Origin of the sequence: Sphaerochaeta sp. (genome assembly GCA_022482495.1) — a bacterium.
Lineage (GTDB): Bacteria > Spirochaetota > Spirochaetia > Sphaerochaetales > Sphaerochaetaceae > RUG023.
This window is the reverse complement of record JAKVPA010000004.1, coordinates 142,022-160,651: the sequence shown is the minus strand read 5'-3', so window position 1 is coordinate 160,651 and position 18,630 is coordinate 142,022. Positions and strand designations below refer to the sequence as shown.

Annotated in this window: 20 protein-coding genes; 5 read left to right on the top strand and 15 right to left on the bottom strand. The window is 57.5% G+C overall.

The genetic code is table 11. The features are described from left to right. Positions 1-31 precede the first annotated feature (31 nt). Both LKE28_06190 and fusA read right to left on the bottom strand, forming a co-directional pair. Positions 32-739, bottom strand: coding sequence for a hypothetical protein (locus tag LKE28_06190; GenBank protein MCH3907830.1), 708 nt, complete (start codon positions 737-739; stop codon positions 32-34). A gap of 148 nt (positions 740-887) precedes the next feature. After that, entirely contained in the window at positions 888-3,002 is a 2,115-nt protein-coding gene (gene fusA / locus LKE28_06185) for an elongation factor G (protein ID MCH3907829.1), read from the bottom strand. Positions 3,003-3,303: 301 nt separating this feature from the next. Between fusA and LKE28_06180 the strand changes: the two genes are divergently transcribed. The 4 genes from LKE28_06180 to LKE28_06165 are packed head-to-tail and all read left to right on the top strand — an operon-like array spanning position 3,304 to position 6,194. Then, positions 3,304-3,708, top strand: coding sequence for an HIT family protein (locus LKE28_06180; protein MCH3907828.1), 405 nt, complete (start codon positions 3,304-3,306; stop codon positions 3,706-3,708). A gap of 4 nt (positions 3,709-3,712) precedes the next feature. Then, positions 3,713-3,994: a hypothetical protein gene (locus tag LKE28_06175; protein ID MCH3907827.1), complete on the top strand. Its 282-nt coding sequence runs from the start codon at positions 3,713-3,715 to the stop codon at positions 3,992-3,994. 7 nt (positions 3,995-4,001) lie between these two features. Continuing rightward, positions 4,002-5,324, top strand: a complete 1,323-nt coding sequence (locus LKE28_06170; GenBank protein ID MCH3907826.1) for a hypothetical protein — start codon at positions 4,002-4,004, stop codon at positions 5,322-5,324. A gap of 57 nt (positions 5,325-5,381) precedes the next feature. Further along, entirely contained in the window at positions 5,382-6,194 is an 813-nt protein-coding gene (locus tag LKE28_06165; GenBank protein ID MCH3907825.1) for a GreA/GreB family elongation factor, read from the top strand. Here the strand turns inward: LKE28_06165 and LKE28_06160 are convergent, their stop codons facing one another. Next, a complete protein-coding gene (locus LKE28_06160) occupies positions 6,195-6,800 on the bottom strand; it encodes a DUF308 domain-containing protein (GenBank protein ID MCH3907824.1) in 606 nt (201 codons plus the stop codon). It abuts the gene before it with no gap. A gap of 65 nt (positions 6,801-6,865) precedes the next feature. On the opposite strand from LKE28_06160, the gene LKE28_06155 reads away from it, so the two are divergent. Continuing rightward, on the top strand, positions 6,866-7,561 hold the full coding sequence (locus tag LKE28_06155; GenBank protein MCH3907823.1) for a YjjG family noncanonical pyrimidine nucleotidase: 696 nt from the start codon (positions 6,866-6,868) through the stop codon (positions 7,559-7,561). Here LKE28_06155 and LKE28_06150 read toward each other — a convergent pair. From LKE28_06150 to cdaA, 12 genes are all read right to left on the bottom strand, one after another. Then, complete coding sequence (locus LKE28_06150; protein ID MCH3907822.1) at positions 7,506-8,348, bottom strand: FKBP-type peptidyl-prolyl cis-trans isomerase; 843 nt, start codon at positions 8,346-8,348, stop codon at positions 7,506-7,508. The genes LKE28_06155 and LKE28_06150 overlap by 56 nt on opposite strands. A gap of 111 nt (positions 8,349-8,459) precedes the next feature. Then, positions 8,460-8,825 carry a VanZ family protein gene (locus LKE28_06145; GenBank protein ID MCH3907821.1) on the bottom strand — a complete coding sequence of 122 codons (366 nt, stop codon included), beginning with the start codon at positions 8,823-8,825 and terminating at the stop codon, positions 8,460-8,462. Continuing rightward, positions 8,818-9,816, bottom strand: coding sequence for a TIGR01212 family radical SAM protein (locus LKE28_06140; protein MCH3907820.1), 999 nt, complete (start codon positions 9,814-9,816; stop codon positions 8,818-8,820). The genes LKE28_06145 and LKE28_06140 overlap by 8 nt, the downstream gene beginning before the upstream one ends. Next, entirely contained in the window at positions 9,813-12,050 is a 2,238-nt protein-coding gene (locus tag LKE28_06135; GenBank protein MCH3907819.1) for a patatin-like phospholipase family protein, read from the bottom strand. The genes LKE28_06140 and LKE28_06135 overlap by 4 nt, the downstream gene beginning before the upstream one ends. Further along, positions 12,047-12,979, bottom strand: a complete 933-nt coding sequence (fmt, locus tag LKE28_06130; protein ID MCH3907818.1) for a methionyl-tRNA formyltransferase — start codon at positions 12,977-12,979, stop codon at positions 12,047-12,049. Before fmt ends, LKE28_06135 begins: the two co-directional genes overlap by 4 nt. A gap of 1 nt (position 12,980) precedes the next feature. Further along, positions 12,981-13,490, bottom strand: a complete 510-nt coding sequence (gene def, locus LKE28_06125) for a peptide deformylase (GenBank protein MCH3907817.1) — start codon at positions 13,488-13,490, stop codon at positions 12,981-12,983. A 45-nt stretch (positions 13,491-13,535) separates the two neighbouring features. After that, positions 13,536-15,497 (bottom strand): primosomal protein N', encoded by a 1,962-nt coding sequence (gene priA, locus LKE28_06120; protein ID MCH3907816.1) that lies wholly within the window; start codon positions 15,495-15,497, stop codon positions 13,536-13,538. Continuing rightward, on the bottom strand, positions 15,497-16,207 hold the full coding sequence (locus LKE28_06115) for a uracil-DNA glycosylase (protein MCH3907815.1): 711 nt from the start codon (positions 16,205-16,207) through the stop codon (positions 15,497-15,499). Before LKE28_06115 ends, priA begins: the two co-directional genes overlap by 1 nt. Further along, on the bottom strand, positions 16,194-17,039 hold the full coding sequence (truA, locus tag LKE28_06110; GenBank protein ID MCH3907814.1) for a tRNA pseudouridine(38-40) synthase TruA: 846 nt from the start codon (positions 17,037-17,039) through the stop codon (positions 16,194-16,196). The genes LKE28_06115 and truA overlap by 14 nt, the downstream gene beginning before the upstream one ends. Next, on the bottom strand, positions 17,026-17,412 hold the full coding sequence (gene acpS / locus LKE28_06105; protein ID MCH3907813.1) for a holo-ACP synthase: 387 nt from the start codon (positions 17,410-17,412) through the stop codon (positions 17,026-17,028). The genes truA and acpS overlap by 14 nt, the downstream gene beginning before the upstream one ends. Continuing rightward, a complete protein-coding gene (locus tag LKE28_06100) occupies positions 17,409-17,822 on the bottom strand; it encodes a hypothetical protein (protein ID MCH3907812.1) in 414 nt (137 codons plus the stop codon). Before LKE28_06100 ends, acpS begins: the two co-directional genes overlap by 4 nt. Further along, positions 17,806-18,624: a diadenylate cyclase CdaA gene (gene cdaA / locus LKE28_06095; protein MCH3907811.1), complete on the bottom strand. Its 819-nt coding sequence runs from the start codon at positions 18,622-18,624 to the stop codon at positions 17,806-17,808. Before cdaA ends, LKE28_06100 begins: the two co-directional genes overlap by 17 nt. Between the last annotated feature and the right edge of the window lie 6 nt (positions 18,625-18,630).

Below are 18,630 nucleotides of genomic sequence, written 5' to 3'. Positions count from 1 at the left end.
AGGGCCGCATCACTGCGGCCCCCGGTTTCCGTTACTGCGAGATAAGCATTGTCTTGGGATCCAGGTCCACACCCATTGGCTTGGACAGATCCTCCCCGCCCTTGCGCACGCAGGTCATGATGACTTTGTCTTTCTTGTCATCATACTTCAGACCGATCAGGACGTCGATCAGCCTGACGTACTTCTGCATGGTGCTGGGAATGCCATATTCGTCGATCACCACATCCGGGCGAACCGGCGAGACACTGAACCACACTTCCAGATTCATATCCTTGGCGAATTGTTTGATCGCCTGCACATCCTCTTCCGCGGCGATGGTCAGCTTGTATCCATCAAACAGGACCGCATCAGCCTTGAACGAACCGTGTTTGATCAACGTCTCCAGACTGGACAGTACCTTTGCGACCGGAACATCGTCCTGACTGAAGTTCATCACCACACGATTGGAAAGAATGTTGTTGTATACCGCTGCAGCGTCATCAAGGCTTCTGCCTTCCGACACTTCACGGAACACTTCCTTGTACCAGTTGATCACATGTTCGACGTTGCCGTTGAAGGAAACATGAATCACATGCTCCCCGCGAAGCAACTTGTCGGTGGCCAAATGCACCAGGCACGCCGTCTTTCCGACGCCCCTCCGTGAAACCAGAACTCCGAGATTCCCACGTCCGAGACCTCCTCCGATTGACTCGTCGAAGACTCTCAGTGGGCTCAATGCGTTCAACTCTTGGATCTCCATGTGCGCTTACCTCCATTCAATGGATAGAACCTGTTACACCTCTAGTATACCATGATTGCTCAGCTCTTCCAAATAAAAGCGTACGTCTGGACAAAAGGAAAGCCGCACTGGAAGATCCAATGCGGCTTTTTGACCATCAGAGAACTGCTTATTTCTGTTTCTGGGCGGCTTTCTTCTCGTCCTGGAACTTTTTCTTCAGCTCTTCCGCGACACTGACAGGCACCTTGCCGTACTTGGCGAGCTCCATGGTGAACTCTCCTTTCCCTTGGGTAAGGGAGCGAAGCACAGTGGAGAAGCCGAACATTTCGGCGAGCGGCACTTCGGCGTCAACGGTGCTCATGTTGTGATCCTCAGTGGAACTGATGATCACGCCACGGCGCTGGTTGATGGCGGCGAACATGTTGCCCTGATACTCCGTCGGCGCGGTCATCTCAACCTTCATGATCGGTTCCATGATGCACGGTTTGGCTTTCTCGTATCCTTCACGGAACGCGCCGATCGCAGCGGTCTGGAACGCGATGTCGGAAGAGTCGACCGGGTGCCAGGCACCATCGTTGATCACACAGCGCACTCCCATGATGGGGAATCCGATCTGCGTGCCCTTCTCCATGGCCTTCTGGAAACCTTTGTCGCAGGACGGGATGTATTCGTTGGGAATCGCGCCGCCCTTGATCTCATCGACGAACTCGTAATCCTTCCGCTCCTCACCTTCGGCGGGATCAGGGATCGGCTCCATGTATCCGGCAACCCGGGCATACTGGCCGCTACCACCGGTCTGCTTCTTGTGCGTGTAGTTGAACTCAGCCCGCTGGGTGATCGCCTCACGATAGGCAACCTGAGGCTGCCCGGTGGTGACGATGGCGTTGTACTCACGTTTCATCCGTTCGATGTACACGTCCAAGTGCAACTCACCCATACCGGCGATGATCGTCTGGCCACTCTCCGGATCCACATAGCTGTGGAACGTCGGGTCTTCCTTGAGGAAGCGGTTCAGCGCCTTGCCCATGTTGTCGCCGGACTTCTTGTCCACCGGCGTGATGGCCAGCTCGATGACCGGATCAGGAACGTACATACTGGTCATGGAGTAGTTCAGCTTCGGATCGCAGAACGTATCACCACTGGCACATTCGATACCAAACAACGCGGCGATCTCACCACAACCGGCTTCGTCCAGATCTTCCATCTTGTCGGCGTGCATCTTGATCAGACGGCCGATGCGGAACTTCCGCTTGGCGCGGCTGTTGTACAACTCATCGCCCTTCTTGATCTTCCCCTGGTACACACGGATGTAGGTCAGCTGGCCATACTGCCCGTCTTCCAGCTTGAACGCCAGAGCGACCGGCGGCATATCCTCGTCCGCCTTCAGAATCACTTCCTGCTCGTGGTTATCAAGATCAAGAGCCTTGTTGGTGACCTGGGTGGGATCCGGCAGGTAATCCACTACAGCGTCGAGAAGCGGCTCGATGCCTTTGTTCTTGTACGCGGAACCCATGAAGACAGGGCAGAGCTGCAGGGCGATGGTCGCCTTGCGGACCGCCTTTTTGATGATCTCCGGCGTAACCTTCTCTTCCAGCATCGCTTCCATCAGCTCATCGCTGCACAACGAGACGCCATCCAGCATCTCCTCACGCTTCTTCTGCGCCTCATCCACCAGTTCGGCGGGAATCTCCGCCGCACGGGCATGAATGCCATCGGCACCGGAATCGAAGTAATAGGCTTTCATCTCCACCAGGTCGACCACGCCTTCCAGCTTGTCCTCAAGCCCGATGGGGATCTGCATCAACACGGCGTTCAAGCCGAGTTTCTCGATCAAATGCTGCTTGACACGGTACGGGTTCGCACCGGCACGGTCACACTTGTTGACGAACGCAAGCCGGGGTACGTGGTACCGCTTCATCTGACGGTCGACGGTGATGGACTGACTCTGCACACCAGCGACGGAATCCAGCACCAGAATGGCGCCGTCAAGCACACGAAGGGCGCGTTCCACCTCAATGGTGAAGTCGACGTGTCCCGGAGTGTCGATGATGTTGATCTCATCGCTCTTCCATTGCACGTTCGTCGCGGCGCTCTGGATGGTGATGCCCCGTTCCCGTTCCAGATCCATGAAGTCCATCGTGGCGCCGACACCGTCTTTGCCATGGACATCGTGGATCGCATGAATCTTATTGCAGTAGTAGAGGATACGTTCCGAAAGCGTAGTTTTGCCCGAGTCAATGTGGGCTGAAATACCAATGTTCCTCATGTGTTGCAGGTCAACCATACTGTTTTCCTCTCTCAAAATATAGAATACAAAAGCTCATTTCCTTGATTGCGTGCCGCCGTGGGTGCGGCCGACTGCAAAAAATGCCACCCAGCGGGTGAACCGAAGTGATAATAGAACAATTTGGTCGGTTTATGCAAGACGTGGAGCTGCAAACTGTATGCGTGATAAACACTTGACGCACAATCCCCCAAGGTTTCCTGTTTTTTTCGCATCTGCGCCTTCCATCGCTCTCCGCAAAGAGAGGTTTCCGCTTGAGGTTCCCCGCCATTGGTTATAGAATACAAACTGAGGTGAACGTATGGAAAAAACGGTGTTTTCCCGCATCATCGATGGGGAGATCCCATCGGTCAAACTCCATGAGGATGACCAGTGCATCGTCATCCTGGACATCAACCCGGTTGAAAAGGGCCACGCGTTGGTCATCGCGAAACATCCGTATCCGACTTTCTCCGACTGTCCTGCCGCAACACTTTCCCACATGATGGAAGTCGCCAAGCAGGTGGACGCGATGGAACGAAAGATACTGAAGTGCGACGGCACCAATATTTTGATCAACAACGGCAAGGCAAGCGGCCAGGAAGTACCCCACCTGCACATCCATGTGATCCCCCGTTACTTCAATGACGGGCAGAGCTTTGGATTTCACAAACAGACGTATCAAGACGGCGAAATGGCCGAACTGGGGGGGAAGCTTTCCTTCTGATACCATGAGAACCTGTCATTTCTGCCATGCTCCGATCGATGACGACCTGTTCATCGGCCCGGAAACATTATGTGAGAAATGCCACATGCCGCTGCATTCCTGCGTGAACTGCACCTACTATGAACCCGGGGCATACCACGATTGCCATGAAGGTGTGGAGGAAGAGCAGCCGGACAAGGAAGAAGAGAACTACTGCGACAGTTTCCAGTTCGGGGACGGCGGGTCCCAAAGCCGGAAAGATCCCAAAGCCGCCAAAGCGAAGGCGGAAGCCTTGTTCAAGTTTTAGGAGTTGTATGAAGAAGCACATTGTCCTGTTCCTCCTCTGCACCCTCTTTTTGTTCTCCTGCGCCCATTACACCGGGCAGGAGGGGCTGAAGAGAATCCAACCGGAAGCGCCGTCCACCACGGTGACCAACTACACCATCCTCACCCGTGAGCCGGAAGTTCCGGTGGACAAGGACAAGGTGATCACCACCCTCCAGACGGAGAACACCTCGCTGAAGAATGAAAACACCACGCTGAAGGCGTTGAACACCGACCTCTCCGCCACGGCCAAGGAGGTCTCCACCCTCCGGACGACAAACGCGTCCCTTACCGAAGAGAATGCCGCCCTGAAAACGCAGAACGAACAGCTTACCGCCACGAACGGAGACCAAGCCTCACGCATCGCCTTCTACGAAAGCAGGATCGCCACGATGACCAACGATCTGGTCACCCTGCAGGCACGCTCTCGCTTCCTACACATCCAAAGAAACCAAGGAGAAGGAAGCCCAGACTCAGGCTCAGGCGGAACGCGCCACCCTGCCACCCTCTTGCGTCCCTTTCGTATCCCAAGGTGTATCGGACAGGAACGCCCCTGCAAAGCGGTATTACGGACAGAATCAACGTGCTGCTCATCCCCCTCGGCCAAGGTCTCCTACTCGGAAAACGAAATCTCCGAGATTGCCGGCTCGGTGGCGGACATCAACGCCCAGATCTTGCTGGTGACCGGCAGCAAGGAGAACGTCTACCTGCTGGCCAAAACGATCAACCGCAGCGCGGTGTTTACGGAAATGGGCGCGGTGATCAGCGACTACGAGCTTTCCGGGGATCCAGACGCCTGGGGCGTGCGCCTGAAGATCGATTCCCAGCGTACCGTCCGGCTCGCCGTGGCCGAAATGCCGGAATATACCGTTTTCAAGACCTTCCTTGCCGGCGGAGACTGGAAAGCCAGCGTCAACGCGGACAAGGAGAAGCGACTCTCCACCATCAAGGACCTGCTTTCCAAAGACAGTCCTTCGGAAGCGTCCGTCGTAGGCGCGTCGCTGTATGAACCTGCGACCAGCGACTGGAGCACGTTAAGCCCGGTGGATTACCGCAGGCTTGACTACAGCTGGCCGTTGGCCGATGCCGTACTGAACGGCGGGTACCTGGACACCTACCGCCAGACTCATTTCAGTGAAGCCACCGACGCGGGGGATACCTTGATCGAACAGACCCTGAAGGAACGCACCGACTACCTGTTCGCCAAACGGGTGCTGCCGCTTTCTTCCAGCGTCATCACGCTGGGACCGGCTTCCGTAGAAAAAGACGGATACGCCCGTATGGGAGTGCTGGCAAGCTATCTGATCCCCTGAGCCCCCTCTGTACAGGGATGTTCCAAATATGATACTACCCCTTCAGAGGTGTACGGTATGCGCATGGGAATGGTACGGAAAGACACACGGACCCACTACACGGGGACGCTGTACTGCACGAAGGAAGCGTTTGACGCCAACCGGGCGGAGCTGAGGGACATCACGGACAAACAGATTCCCGAGACAACCCGGGAGAAGAGCATCGCACGGGAGAAAGGCGACCTTCGGGAGAACAGCGAATACGACGCAGCCAAACTAAAACTGGCCCAGCTGTACGCCCGTCAACGGGAAATCGCCGAACGGATCAAGAACGTCGCCGTAGTGTTTGAGGAAGCGATCCACACCGACGTGGCAGGTTTCGGCACCCATGTGACGCTTCAGGCTGAGGATGGATCGAAGAGCGGCATTACGTTGGCCGGAGAGTGGGATGACATGCCGGAAGCGAACATCATCAGCATCGCTTCCCCGCTGGGAAAGGAAATCCTGGGAAAGAAAGTCGGGGATTCGGTGACGTTTGCAGGACACACCTCACACATCACTGCCATTGAAAAAGCCAAAGATTTATTCGGTCACTACCGGGAACACCATCCGGTACACGTGGAGGAGCAGGAACAGGCCAAGGATGCTTCACCAGCGACACCGGTGATCTCCCCCAACCAAGCCATCGAAACGGCATTCTCCATGATGGTCGCAGGGAAAGAGAAAGACGAGGTGTCGGCGTTCCTTTCCGGCTGCGGTGTTCCGTTCAAGACGATCCAGCCACTTGCCGTGGATTACCTGGTCGCAAAAGCCTCGGATGATTCCGTCCGGAGCGCCGCCATCATGACGCTGAACGTCATCAATGACGGGCTGAGGATGGAACAGGCCTGATCACTTCTTCTCGTCAAGCACTTCGACGTTGGTCGCCAAAAACTCTTTGTCCAGCTTCCGGACACGGAACGCCCAGAAGAACAGCGCCAGCCCGGAGACGACCAAAATGCAGGCGATGACCGCTGCGATCAATTTTCCGGTTCCGGAAGGGAAGACAAACAGGACGACGGCGATGATCAGCGCGAAGACGGCATCCGTCACCAGACTGGAAACGGGGAACCCGGTCGTCCGTTTGACGATGATGGCATCGTACAATCCAATCAGGGCGGAGACCGCCATTTGGGCACCCATCAGATACATCAACACCTTCAGGCTTTCCTTGCTGTACAGGATGGCGACGATGCCCAACAGGATGGAGACCAAGGATTTGACGATGGCCAGCGTCCGTGCCTTGCCGGCGAATTTCACCTGGGATTCCTTCAGATCCCGGCTGAGGGAGAAGAGCACCTCCAAGGTGGACAGACCGCTGAACACCAAGCCGATACCCATCAGAATGACGAACAACCGGCCTCCGGTCGTCAGCATGGCGATGCCGAAGATCACCAACAAGACGCCAAGAGTCATGGTTACCACCAAATGTTTCTTCAAAAATGACCGTTCCGACATGAATCTCTCCTTCGCTACGAAACCGGTACTGTACAGGATGAGCTCTTTTGGCGAAACTATCCTCTATGTACACCTATCTGCTGTTCGACTGCGACAACACCCTGCTTGATTTTGACCAAGGCGAACTCTTGGCGTTCCAAGCGCTCTGTCAGGATTTTGGCATCGACGCCGGTTCGTATCCCCTGTATCATACCCTCAATCAGCAATGTTGGAAAGAACTGGAGCAGGGAAAGCTCGACCAGCAGGAACTCCGTGCCGAGCGGTTCCGAAGATTTCTTCCGTTGGTAGGATGCGCCGTCTCGCCTCAGGCAGCAAGCGACCGGTTTCTCCAGGAACTGTCGCGCCAAGGGATCCCGTACCCCCAGACGAAGCCTTTGCTTACGGAACTCCGGAAGCGCGGATACGTGCTGTACCTTGCTTCCAACGGCATCGCCTTCGTCCAGAGGGGACGGTACCAGGCGTGTGATCTGCTCTCCTATCTGGACGGTGCCTTCGTCAGCGAGGATCTGGGTTTCCAGAAACCGGACCGGAGATTCTTTGATGAAATGCTCCGCCGCATCGGCGGCCCCGACCGAAAATCCTGCCTGATGATCGGTGACAGCCTTTCCAGCGACATCGCAGGCGGGAATGCCGCTGGCATTGACACCGTCTGGCTGAATCAGGAGGGAGAAACCATTCCGAAAGTTCAGCGACCGACCTACGTGATCAAGAATTTGACGGAGGTATTGGCATTGCTACCGCCACGATCTCAATCTCAATGACCAATGCTTGATTGGGACCGATCACCCCATTGCCCTGCGCGCCATACGCCAATTCCGGAGGAATCCATAGCAGGTAGTGCCCGCCTGGCCGCATCATCTCCAATCCCTGTTTGACGATGTCCTCCGTGATGTCCGACACTTTGACCGTTTCGGTGTGTCCCCGTCTCCAGGTGCTTTCCACCACCGATCCATCGATCAACGAGACGGAATAGTTGACCGTCACCACATCATCTTCCGTAATCAACGGGCAACTGGCATCACCCGGGGAAATCACTTTGTACTGCACCCCGTTGTCCAATGCGACCACCCCATCAGCCGTTTTGTTGGACTCCAGGAATGCCGTGGACGCGGCAAGATTCTTTTCTGCCTGTTGTTTCTGTTCCTCGTTGGCCTGGGCGAGCATCCGTTCCTGCACCTGCTTGAGGATCGCCGTCATCTCTTCCTGGGTGAAGAACGCAGAGCCACTTACGGCATCCACCGCGCCTCGGGCAAAATAGGAACCATCCAGATTGGAGAACTGGTTCTTCAACGTGAGGAACAACATGTATCCATAGGTGTAGCTGAACTCATCGGTGAGTGTGGTCGGTTTCTGCAACTGTGAGATGGCGTTGAAGCCCGTTGCCGCGTCATCCGACGGGGCGGGGGCAGCCGGCGTCGTCACCTGCGTGATGGTGGTTTTCTCCACCGTAACGGCAGCACTCGTTTTTGTTTCCTGTTTGTGGCAGGATGCAAGCAACGCCAACAAACACATGGGGTACAGCAACCCATACGCAAACAATCTTCGCATACGTCTCCATCAATCCGCTACGGTCCGGCGTCACCCCATGCCACGCGGACGTTGATCGGTTGTTTCATTGGTCATGGTATCGCTGAAACGCACGAACGTCCAGTAAAAAGATCAGAAATGAAGGAACAACCGCCGTACGGCAGCCATCAAGCCCAGCCCGGTGGCCCCTCCGATCGCATCGGCGGCCACATCGGCCAGTTCCAGATACCGGCCAAACTGAGGCTGCACCAACTCAAGCAACACCCCAAACGCCACGACGCACACCAAGGAAACCGCAAAGCCCTTCCATCCCCGCGTCCTCCACATACCAATGGAAAAGCCCAAGGCGCAGTACGCCACGGCATGGGAGCCTTTGTCAGCGAACGGAATCCAGGAAATGGACGGCACGGAGGAGGAATCCTCCAATGAAAACAGGATGATCAACAGGACGACGATGACCGTCAAACCGATTCCGACACTCCTGACGACCTTATCCACAACAATCTCCTTGGACGGTATGATCTTCCTCCATTTTGGCGCGAAGCGCGTCGACAAACGCATTCTTGCTGATGAACTGCCGTGGCGCAGCCAGGCGATGGGACGGCGTCTCGCAGACGAAGCGTTCCACCACCATTTGGGGAGGGATATGGCGAAGAAAAAGTTCCGTCGCCTCCAAGTGCCGGGCCGCCGAAGCCACGGCAACCTCCCCCTGAAGAAACTGGTCGTACAGCATTGTGCCCCCACAGATATCCAGGTTATGGATCTTCACCGCCTCACTGTCAGCCTGGCTGACAACGCGCGCCGTCTTCAGATACTCCGGGAACCCTTCTCCGGGAAGCCCGAGGATCACATGGGTGCAGACGGAAAGACCATAGGAATGGAGGAGCCGGGCCGCCTGCAGATACTGGGCGACGGTGTGCCCCCGATGGATCCGGGAAAGCGTCGCGTCATTTCCGCTCTGCAGTCCCAACTCCACCCAGACGCGGGAAACCTTGTTCCGATACGAAGCGAGAAGCGCCGCCTTTTCGTCATCGATCTGATCCGGGCGGGTGGATACGATAAGTTCACAGAACGGCATGACATCCAGCGCCGCATCGTACACCGCCTTCAATTCGTCCACCGTCCCGTAGGTATTGGTCCATGCCTGGAAGTACAATGATACGTTCTCTGCATGGTAGCGGCGGCGGACAAACGCGTTTCCCCTGAGGATCTGGCTTCGGATGGAAGCGATCCGCTCTTCAAGCGGGACGCGACGCCACAACACCACCGTGCTTGCCGACGCGTCAAACGCGTCGCTGTGGGCCAGCTTTCCTTCCGGACGGAGATACGCCGCCTTGCTTCCCGTCCCATCGCAGTAGATGCAGCCCCCGCTTCCATCCGGATTGCGGTTCGGACAAGAGAACAGTCCATCCACACCGATCCGGTACACCCGGCATCCGTAGGTCTCCTCCAACCAGGAGCCATACGAGGAGAACGGACCGTCGCTCAATCATACACTCCAATGACCAGGGAGAACTTGCCTTTCACGGAAAGCCCCAGTCCAACGCCGTAGTTGCCCAGCGGCGTCTCGAACGCCACCCCGCTGAACGCTCCAACATCCCAATCGATTCCTGACGAAAACACTCCGGAAGAAAGCACGGAATCCTGGAACGGATCCTCCGGATTGAACAGACCACCGGAAAGGGATTCGACAATGAAGAACGGACTGCCGAATATCGTCCCCAGGCGAAGATGCCAGGAAACGGAAGCTGTCAACGAATCCTGCCGGAACGTCGCCAGACTGTAGCCGGGGATGCCGCACAGACCGCCAATATCCACGTACGAAGCGCTTAATTCCGGTTGCATCCGCATATGGTTTGCCGACAGGGCCCACCGAAGCCCTTGGTGTTCCGGCTTCAGGACGACGTCTTGACGGATGGAGACGCGTGACTGATACCGATTGGTTCCTTCTCCACCCCACCCATAAGAAGCCAAGACATCCAAACGGATGCCTTTACGGGTGAACGCTTTCTCTCTGGCAGTATCCATCACCATACCGACGGACAGATACGGCATGAACAGATGCGATCCACTTTGGTTGACATACACCCACTGGAGCCCGCCGTCCAGATCAACCCCAAGAATATCCGCATACCGGTAATTGGCACCGGTTTTGATGTCCACCCCTTGGTCCAACGACGCATACCGATTTCCATAGGCATAGTTTGTCTTCAAGGAAAGGCCGCCGTACTTCAGCTCCACGGAAGAATGCATTCCAAACGACTGTCCGCCCTTGGAGAAGAACGGCAGGGTGACGCTCGCTCCCAACGCACTTGCATTCTCCTGGTGGAACCACAATCGCACATTCAGTCCCTTTTCAGTCAGGCTGGTGAGATCCAGATTGAGCATGGCGTCAAACAGGAACCACCCCACCCCGCCCGGGGTATTGTTGGAAACTCCTGCGCTGGACCAGCTTCCCAAGGTCAACCGATATTGCGGCACCTCAAAGGTGTGGTATTCGATGTTCAGGACGATATGCTGGGAATCCGACCCCATCGTCACGTTGTACGTGATGGAAGAGAGTTGGTAGCTGACCCGTATCCGGTCCAGATAGGCGGTCAATTCCTTCCGCTCCTGGTCATCAAACGATTTTCCGATGAAGTTCTGGAAGTTCGCTTCGGTCGGGGCTTGTTCTGTTGTCGTAGTGGAACGATTCCGCACCACCACCTTTTCCACCGTCCGGGGAGCGATGGTGACGTACGAACCGGTACGTTGCGGATCCTTGACCTCCAGCGTTCTCCCTGCCGCCTCCACCTCCTTGGCAAGATTGCGGAACGCCTCGTCATGGGCATCGCAGATATCACGGCCTTTCTGCAGGATGTACTCGTACCGGTCAAAGGCAAGCGTCCCGACATCCCCTACCTCGGGGAACAACAGGATGTCGGCGTATTCGTACTGGGAAAGCGAATTGGTCTGGGTAACCAACACCAGACTTTGGATGGCGACGGCGCTGAACGTATTCATCTCTTTGGGCGTTAGCCGTTGCAACGCGTTGACGTCCATGGCGACGATGAAGTCCGCGCCAAGCTCCTTGGCCAGCTCAATGGGAAGATTGTCCGTCAGACCACCATCCATCGCCAGGCTTCCGTCATCCTGAGGATATGGCGCAAACACCATGGGAAGCGAAATGGAAGAACGCACCGCCGTCACCAGCGAGCCATGGTCATAGACGATCCGCTCTCCGGAGATGGCGTCCGTCGCCACAGCGCGGAACGGTACGGGAAGCTGGTCGAAATTGGTGATGCCTTCCACATTGGCATATAATTCATTGAGCAGGGCGAGCAGTTTCTGGTCCCCCAGCACTCCGGGGGAGCTTCCGATCCCATCCTTGGAAAAGCCCAACGTGAAGATGTTGTCACGGCGAGGGGCGAACGCCGAGGGCAACGGAAAGGGATCCTCAACCGGCGCCTGCAGCAGGATATTGGTAAGGTCGTAGCTCCTCACCAGCGCATCAATCTCCCCTGGCGTGTAGCCCACGCTGTACAGACTCCCCAGCAAAGCACCCATGCTGGTACCCAGCACCATGTCCACCGGGATGCCATATTCCTCCATCTTTTCGAAGACGGCAAGCTCGGCGAATCCTCGGGCTCCTCCACCGGAGAGCACCACCGCCACTTTTCCTCCCGCTCCGAACACGGAAGCGGCCAACAGCAGAACAAGAAGCGTCACAAGGGCGCGTTTCATTCGGTAGGACCTCCCAGACGGGATCCCACGATCGCGGCATCCCCGTTGACGAACGAAGCGGCGTCCATTTCGTTTTTCTGCTGCCGCTGCAGCCGGGTCACCCAGAGGATTCCTTCCCCGGTGGCGATACCCAGTCCTTTGGTTTTGTCTTTTGCGAACACCGTTCCCGGAGCAACGCCTTGGGGGACGGGCATCATCCAGTCGGGATACACTCCACAAAGAAACAGCGTGCGTCCCTGATAGCTGGTATATGCTTTGGGCCACGGAAACAAGGCCCGCACCTGTGCGTTGATCGCCCGGGCGCTGTTGTTCCAATCGATCAGGCCATCCTCCCGTTCCACCAGACGGGTGACGCTCACCGGTCCTTCCTGGGGGTGGGGGTGCAGCGGGGAAGCCAGCGTGGTGACGGCCAGATCCGCCGCCAGCCGGGATACGGCTTGGGACAACGACTCGGTCGTCTCATCCCCCTGAAGCGGAATATGCGTCTGCGCCACGATATCCCCGGCATCCATCTCCAACGCCAGCGTCTGGATGGTGATGCCGGTTTCCGGCAACATCCGGAGAATGGCGTTCTGGATCGGCGCGGGACCGCGGAGCGCGGGAAGCAGGGACGGATGGATGTTCAGCGCGGCGTAGGGGAACAACGAAAGAAATTTGGGGCCGAACAGCTTGCCGTAGGCGAAACAGACCAACGTGTCGCATCCCCACGATGAGATGACACGCCGCTCCTCCCCCCTGAGATGTTCCGGCTGGAACACGGGAAGCCCCAACGCCAGCGCCTCCTGTTTGACCGCCGAAGGCACCAACGTCTTCCCACGTTTGCCTGGTTTGTCCGGGCTGGTCAGCACCCCGGCCACGGTATACCGTGCGGCCAGGGCGGCCAGCGTGGGGACGGCGATCTGAGGAGTGCCTGCGAACAATATTCTCACGTCACACCTTTCTTTTCTTCTTGTCCTTGCGATGCTTGCGCTGATAGCTTTCGACGACCTTCTCTTCCTCCGCCTTGTCCAGATGGTCGATGAACAACACCCCGTTGAGGTGGTCATACTCATGCTGGATGGCCCGGGCATACAGCCCGCCGGCCGTGACGGTGAACGGTTTGCCGTCCACATCCTGCGCCTGCACGGTGATCTTCTCCGGCCGGGTGATGTCGTGCCAGATTCCCGGAATGGAGAGGCATCCCTCCTCCATCACGCAGGTCTCCACCGACGTCTGGATGATCTGGGGATTGATGAACACCTGTTTCACCTCGTCCCGTATTTCAATGACGAACAGCCGTTTCAGCACGCCGACCTGCGGGGCGGCCAATCCCACGCCGTCCGCTTCAACCAGCGTCTCGAACATGGCGTCCACCAACATGCGCAGGGCATTGTCGAACGTTTCCACCGGGGTGCATTTCTCTTTCAGCACCTCATCGCCTAAGGTAATGATATCCAACATGCCATCAATGATACCAAGAGAGAATCAGGCGGTCAACGGAACGCCCTACAGCATCTGCAGGGGATCGATGTCCACCTCGATGTAAATGCCACGGGGAGGCTTGTATTGGGAAAGGGCCCGGGCGGCAAGCACCTGCACCGCCGAGGGATCCTGGCTCTCCAGAAGCAGGTGGTAGCGGAAATACTCCCGTTTCTTCTCGATGGGGCACTCCCCGTTGCACATCAGCTGGAGCGACCCCTTGGACGGGATGGTGGGGATCAGAGATTCGATCACCTGGGCAAGCTCGTCACAGGCATGAATCACCGTCGCCTCGCGGTGTCCCCGCACCACCAGGTTGACCAGTCTGCTGTACGGTGGGAACCCCGTCATCTCCCGGTTCTCCAGCTCCATCCGGTAAAATCCTTCCAGATCCCCCTTTTGGGCGGCGATGATGGCGGCGTTGTCCGGATGATACGTCTGGATGACCACCCGTCCTTTGTCGTTGTACCGCCCGGCCCGTCCGGAGACCTGGGTCAATAAGGAAAACGTCCGCTCCTGGCTCCGGAAATCAGGGATGTTCATCCCGCTGTCAGCGAGTACGATGCCCACCAGCTCCACCCCAGGAAAGTTCAATCCTTTGGCCACCATCTGTGTCCCCAACAGAATATCCGTCTGTCCCTGCCGGAACGCCTCCAGCACCGGCCCCATCGTTTTCTTGTCCACCACGGTGTCGGCATCCAGCCGGGAGATCGACGCCATCGGAAACTGCGCCTTCACCGCGTCCTCCACCATCTCTGTTCCGAAACCGCTGTAGCCGACATCCAGTGAGTGGCATTCCGGGCAGACATGAATCGGCCGGGTATGGTAGCCGCAGTAATGGCAAACCATCTCGTTCTTGTCCTTGTGATAGGTAAGGGAGACGGAACAGTGGGGACAGCGCATTTCATAGCCGCAACTGCGGCAGTGGAAATAGTAGGAGAACCCACGCCGGTTGAGGAACAACACCACCTGCTTTCCTTCCCCGAGCACCTGGCGCATCTGGTCTTTCAGCTCATCGCTGAGCACCCCTTCCTTTCCCTTCATGTCCACCACCTGGATGCGGGGCAGCGTTCCTCCCGCCACCCGGCGCGGCAAAATGAGCAGTGGCATTTTTCCATCCTGGGCAAGCTTCCACGCCTCCAGGGAAGGGGTGGCCGACCCCATCACCAACGTCGCCTTCTGATGATGGCACCGCCACTGGGCAACCTGACGGGCGTGATAGCGCGGCGTCTGGTCAGCCTTGTAGCTGTTCTCATGTTCCTCATCAATGATGATCATCCCCAGCTTGTCCGCCGGGGCGAAGACGGCGCTCCGTGCCCCGATGACCAGATCCACTTCGCCGCTTTTGATCCGTCTCCACTGGGTCATCCGCTGACTCTCCGTCAACGCGCTGTGCAAAATGGCCACCCGGTCATGGAACCGACGGGTCACCAGCCTGGCAAGCTGGTGGGTCAGCGTGATCTCCGGAACCAGGTAGATCACCTGACGCCCCTGGGCGATCACCGCCTCGGCGGCACGGAGGAACACCTCGCTCTTGCCGCTACCCGTCACGCCGTACAGGTAGTACATCGGCGCGTCATGCGAATTGATCCGCTCCACCGCCGCTTCCTGTTCCGTCGTCAGCGTCTCCACCCGGTCGGTCAATGGATCTTCCTCGACATCCAAAGGCGGCATGCCGCTGTCCCGTTTTCCTCCGGGGATCATCAGGCTGATGGCCTCACCGGCGCTGCAGAGGTAAAACCTGCTCATCCACTGGGCAAGGTCGATCTCGTTCTGTCCGAACACCGGCTCCTTGTCGATGACCCGCTTGATGGGAAGGATTTTCAGTGTGGGATCAGCCTGCTCTTGCACCTCCACCACGTACCCGGTCAATTCGGTGTGGCTGAATGGCACACGGACACGCATGCCGACCTCCACCGTCTGGTCATCCGCAATGGCATAGAGAAACCCCTGCTTCAAGGGTCTGTCCAACAGTACCGTGGCGTACATCACTTCTTCCCTAAAATCGGAAGATCCAGCATATGGGCGATCCGCTTCATATCCTCCCATACCGGCCTGCGATACTCAGGATTGCGCAGCACCCCTGCGGGATGATAGGTCACCACGACAGGAATCCCTTCATAGTCAAACGTCTGCCCACGCAGTTTTCCAACGCCTTCAGGACGACGAAGTATGGCATGGGCTGCCGTGGATCCGGAGAGAAGAATCAGTTTCGGCTGGACCAGTTCGATTTGCCGTTTCAGGTACGGCAGGCACGCCTCAATCTCATCCGGTTCCGGCGTACGGTTCTGCGGAGGCCTGCATTTGACCACATTAGCGATGTAGACGTTGGTATCCCGGGACAAGCCGATGGGCGCCAGCCATTTGTCCAGATACTGTCCCCCACGCCCGACAAACGGGCGTCCGCTTGCATCTTCCTCCGCTCCCGGCCCTTCCCCGATGACCATCACCAGCGGATGGAGCACCCCTTCCCCGAAGACGGTATGGTGCCGCTCTTCACAGAGGCGGCATTTTCTGCAAACAGCAACCTGTTCCTGCACTTCCTTCCATGGATCGGCCGGAGGCGAAGACAGGCGGACCGCCGCCTGGTGGAAATCCAGCTCGGTGTGGACGTACGGCCCTCCGCCGACCACCGCTTTCGCCTGGTCGCACAGATCAGAGAACTGCCGCATCAATGCTTCCCGTTCATTCGTTTCCATGAGCATCCTCAAACCATTGGTATTCCTCAGGATCATAACTGATCCTGGTCAGGTACAGGCCATGCGGGCTGGCCGTCCTGCCGCATTGCGAGCGGTCCTTGGCATCCAACGCCGCCTGAAACGCTTCCACCGGCCGTTGTTGCAGGGCAAACTCCACCATTGTACCGACCAGGGACCGCACCATGTGGTACAAGAACGCGTTGCCGGTGATGCGGTAGCGGAGGAGGTCATAGCCGAAGGGATCCTTCATCATCGTCCACCCGCTTTCATAGATGTCCCGCGCCTTGGAAGGACACTCGTCCTTGCTGCTGCAGAACGTGGTGAAATCATGCGTCCCCGCGATACACCCGGCGTACTCTTGCAACAGCCCAAGCGGGGGAAGTTCCTTCAGCGCCCAGACATGACCGCCATCGAACGCCGTCATCTGATCGATCCGCTTGATGAAATAGGTGTACTCCCGCGCCATCGTGGTGAACCGGGCATGGAATGTACCATCCACTTCCGCGGCATCCATCACCCGGATATCCGCAGGCAGCAGGCTGTTCAACCGAGGACGGAACGCCTTGGCCGGAACGGCGGAGGTGATGTCCACATGGCACACCTGCCCGATGGCATGCACTCCGCTGTCCGTCCGGCCGCTCCCTTGGACGGAGACAGGGGTTCCCAGCATGGCAAGGAGCGCTTCCTCCAGCTTCTGCTGGACGCTCACCCCATTGTGCTGGGTCTGCCACCCCTGGTAATGAGCGCCATCATAGCTTACCGTCATCCGGATCCGCCGCATCCCCGGAGGAAGCGGCTGCAACGCCGGACGCTTCCAGTCACTGCGGGCCATCAGAGCCGTCCTGGAGCAGGACAACGGCGATGGCCACCGGATTGTCGTGGGAGATGGAAAGAAGAATCTTCTTTTCCCCTACCATGTGTTTCACTTCCCCGTACACGGTGATGTACGGTCTTCCGTTGGCGTCATTGGCCGTGTTGATATCCACCGGAGAGAGGCCGAGCAAGCCACATCCCAACGCCTTTCCCAACGCTTCCTTGGCGGCGTACCGCCCGGCAAGGTACTGGTTACGCGCCGAGGACACCCCGGACGAGATGGAGAGTGCCGTAGCCAATTCATCCGAATGGAACAGCCGGGAGAGCGCCCCGCTGGACAGCTTGGCCATCCGGTCGATGTTCACCACATCAATACCGATTCCCTCAATCATGTTCCCTCCCCGTTCGCCTCTACGAACAACACACGGAAACTGGACGGCTCCGCCTCAAGGGTGATGCCACCGTTGATGAACACCTCTTGGTTATACCCCAGCTTGACCGAGGAAATGGCGATTCCCGGCCCCTGGACGTAGGAGAAGTCAACGGTCGCCGTAATGTAGGTCGGGTCGACCAGATAAATCACATCGTCATCCCCGCGGATACTGACCTGCACGGTGCTGGGGAGCGTGGAACCCGCCAGCACATTGGTCGGAAGTTTCACATCCACCGGGATGTTGACGATCCGGGTATCCAGATTGGAATACGCGCCGAACAGATACAGGAGCAACGCAAGGATCAGGGCGCAGATTTTCGCCGCCCAGTTGTACGTGATGGTCTGAAGCACCTTATTCCGCCTGATCATCGCCACCCTCCTGCTGCAGTTCATCCGGCGTGATGTCATGATAGCTGAACAGCGCCATCACCAGCCGTTTGATCGTCGCATCATCCATGTCGTAGTACAGGTTCGCGTTGTACGCCAAGGAAATGGCGCCGGTCTCCTCGGAGACGACGATCACCACGGCATCCGATTCCTCCGCCAAGCCCAAGGCGGCACGGTGCCGGGTACCGAACGACTTGCGGATGTCCGTCTGCTCGGAGAGGGGCAGATAACACCCGGAAGCGACGATCCGTCCATCCTCGATCACCATGGCACCGTCATGAAGCGGCGTGTCATGGTCAAACACGGTGAGGATCAAAGAGGTGGAGATATCCGCGTCCATCCGTGTGCCGGTATCAATGATGTTCTTGATGCCCATTCTCCGGGGGAAGACGATCAACGCGCCTCGTTTCTTGTTGACCAGCACGTTGCAGGCGTTCAGCACGCTGTCCAGCTGGTCGCTGGTGGTCGTCTGGCCACCAAGGTGGAAAAGCCGTCCGTGCCCGCTCCACAGCTGGGAGAACGCACGGCGGATTTCCGGTTGGTAGATAATGCAGATGAACACCCACAACGGAATGAAAACGCCCCGCAACACCCATGTCAGGACGGAAAGCCGGAGCGTGTAACTGACGGCATACAGCGCCGCATACGTTACGATCACCCGGACGATCTGCTGCGCTTTCGTCTGCACCACCGCCTCATAGAACTGGTAGAAGACCCATGCCAGGAATCCCACCTGGAGCACCATCTTCACGTAGTCCATCGGCGAACTCATCGTCAAACCCATCGGGCC

Excerpts from the sequence above, each read along its gene's own strand:
- LKE28_06165 (MCH3907825.1), top strand. The coding sequence starts at position 5,382 with ATGCGCATGGGAATGGTACGGAAAGACACACGGACCCACTACACGGGG.
- cdaA (MCH3907811.1), bottom strand. The coding sequence starts at position 18,624 with ATGGGTTTGACGATGAGTTCGCCGATGGACTACGTGAAGATGGTGCTC.
- LKE28_06135 (MCH3907819.1), bottom strand. The coding sequence starts at position 12,050 with ATGAAACGCGCCCTTGTGACGCTTCTTGTTCTGCTGTTGGCCGCTTCC.
- LKE28_06160 (MCH3907824.1), bottom strand. The coding sequence starts at position 6,800 with ATGTCGGAACGGTCATTTTTGAAGAAACATTTGGTGGTAACCATGACT.
- LKE28_06175 (MCH3907827.1), top strand. The coding sequence starts at position 3,713 with ATGAGAACCTGTCATTTCTGCCATGCTCCGATCGATGACGACCTGTTC.
- LKE28_06190 (MCH3907830.1), bottom strand. The coding sequence starts at position 739 with ATGGAGATCCAAGAGTTGAACGCATTGAGCCCACTGAGAGTCTTCGAC.
- truA (MCH3907814.1), bottom strand. The coding sequence starts at position 17,039 with ATGGCCCGCAGTGACTGGAAGCGTCCGGCGTTGCAGCCGCTTCCTCCG.
- acpS (MCH3907813.1), bottom strand. The coding sequence starts at position 17,412 with ATGATTGAGGGAATCGGTATTGATGTGGTGAACATCGACCGGATGGCC.
- LKE28_06115 (MCH3907815.1), bottom strand. The coding sequence starts at position 16,207 with ATGGAAACGAATGAACGGGAAGCATTGATGCGGCAGTTCTCTGATCTG.
- fusA (MCH3907829.1), bottom strand. The coding sequence starts at position 3,002 with ATGGTTGACCTGCAACACATGAGGAACATTGGTATTTCAGCCCACATT.
- LKE28_06100 (MCH3907812.1), bottom strand. The coding sequence starts at position 17,822 with ATGATCAGGCGGAATAAGGTGCTTCAGACCATCACGTACAACTGGGCG.
- def (MCH3907817.1), bottom strand. The coding sequence starts at position 13,490 with ATGTTGGATATCATTACCTTAGGCGATGAGGTGCTGAAAGAGAAATGC.
- LKE28_06155 (MCH3907823.1), top strand. The coding sequence starts at position 6,866 with ATGTACACCTATCTGCTGTTCGACTGCGACAACACCCTGCTTGATTTT.
- LKE28_06170 (MCH3907826.1), top strand. The coding sequence starts at position 4,002 with ATGAAGAAGCACATTGTCCTGTTCCTCCTCTGCACCCTCTTTTTGTTC.
- LKE28_06150 (MCH3907822.1), bottom strand. The coding sequence starts at position 8,348 with ATGCGAAGATTGTTTGCGTATGGGTTGCTGTACCCCATGTGTTTGTTG.
- LKE28_06180 (MCH3907828.1), top strand. The coding sequence starts at position 3,304 with ATGGAAAAAACGGTGTTTTCCCGCATCATCGATGGGGAGATCCCATCG.
- priA (MCH3907816.1), bottom strand. The coding sequence starts at position 15,497 with ATGTACGCCACGGTACTGTTGGACAGACCCTTGAAGCAGGGGTTTCTC.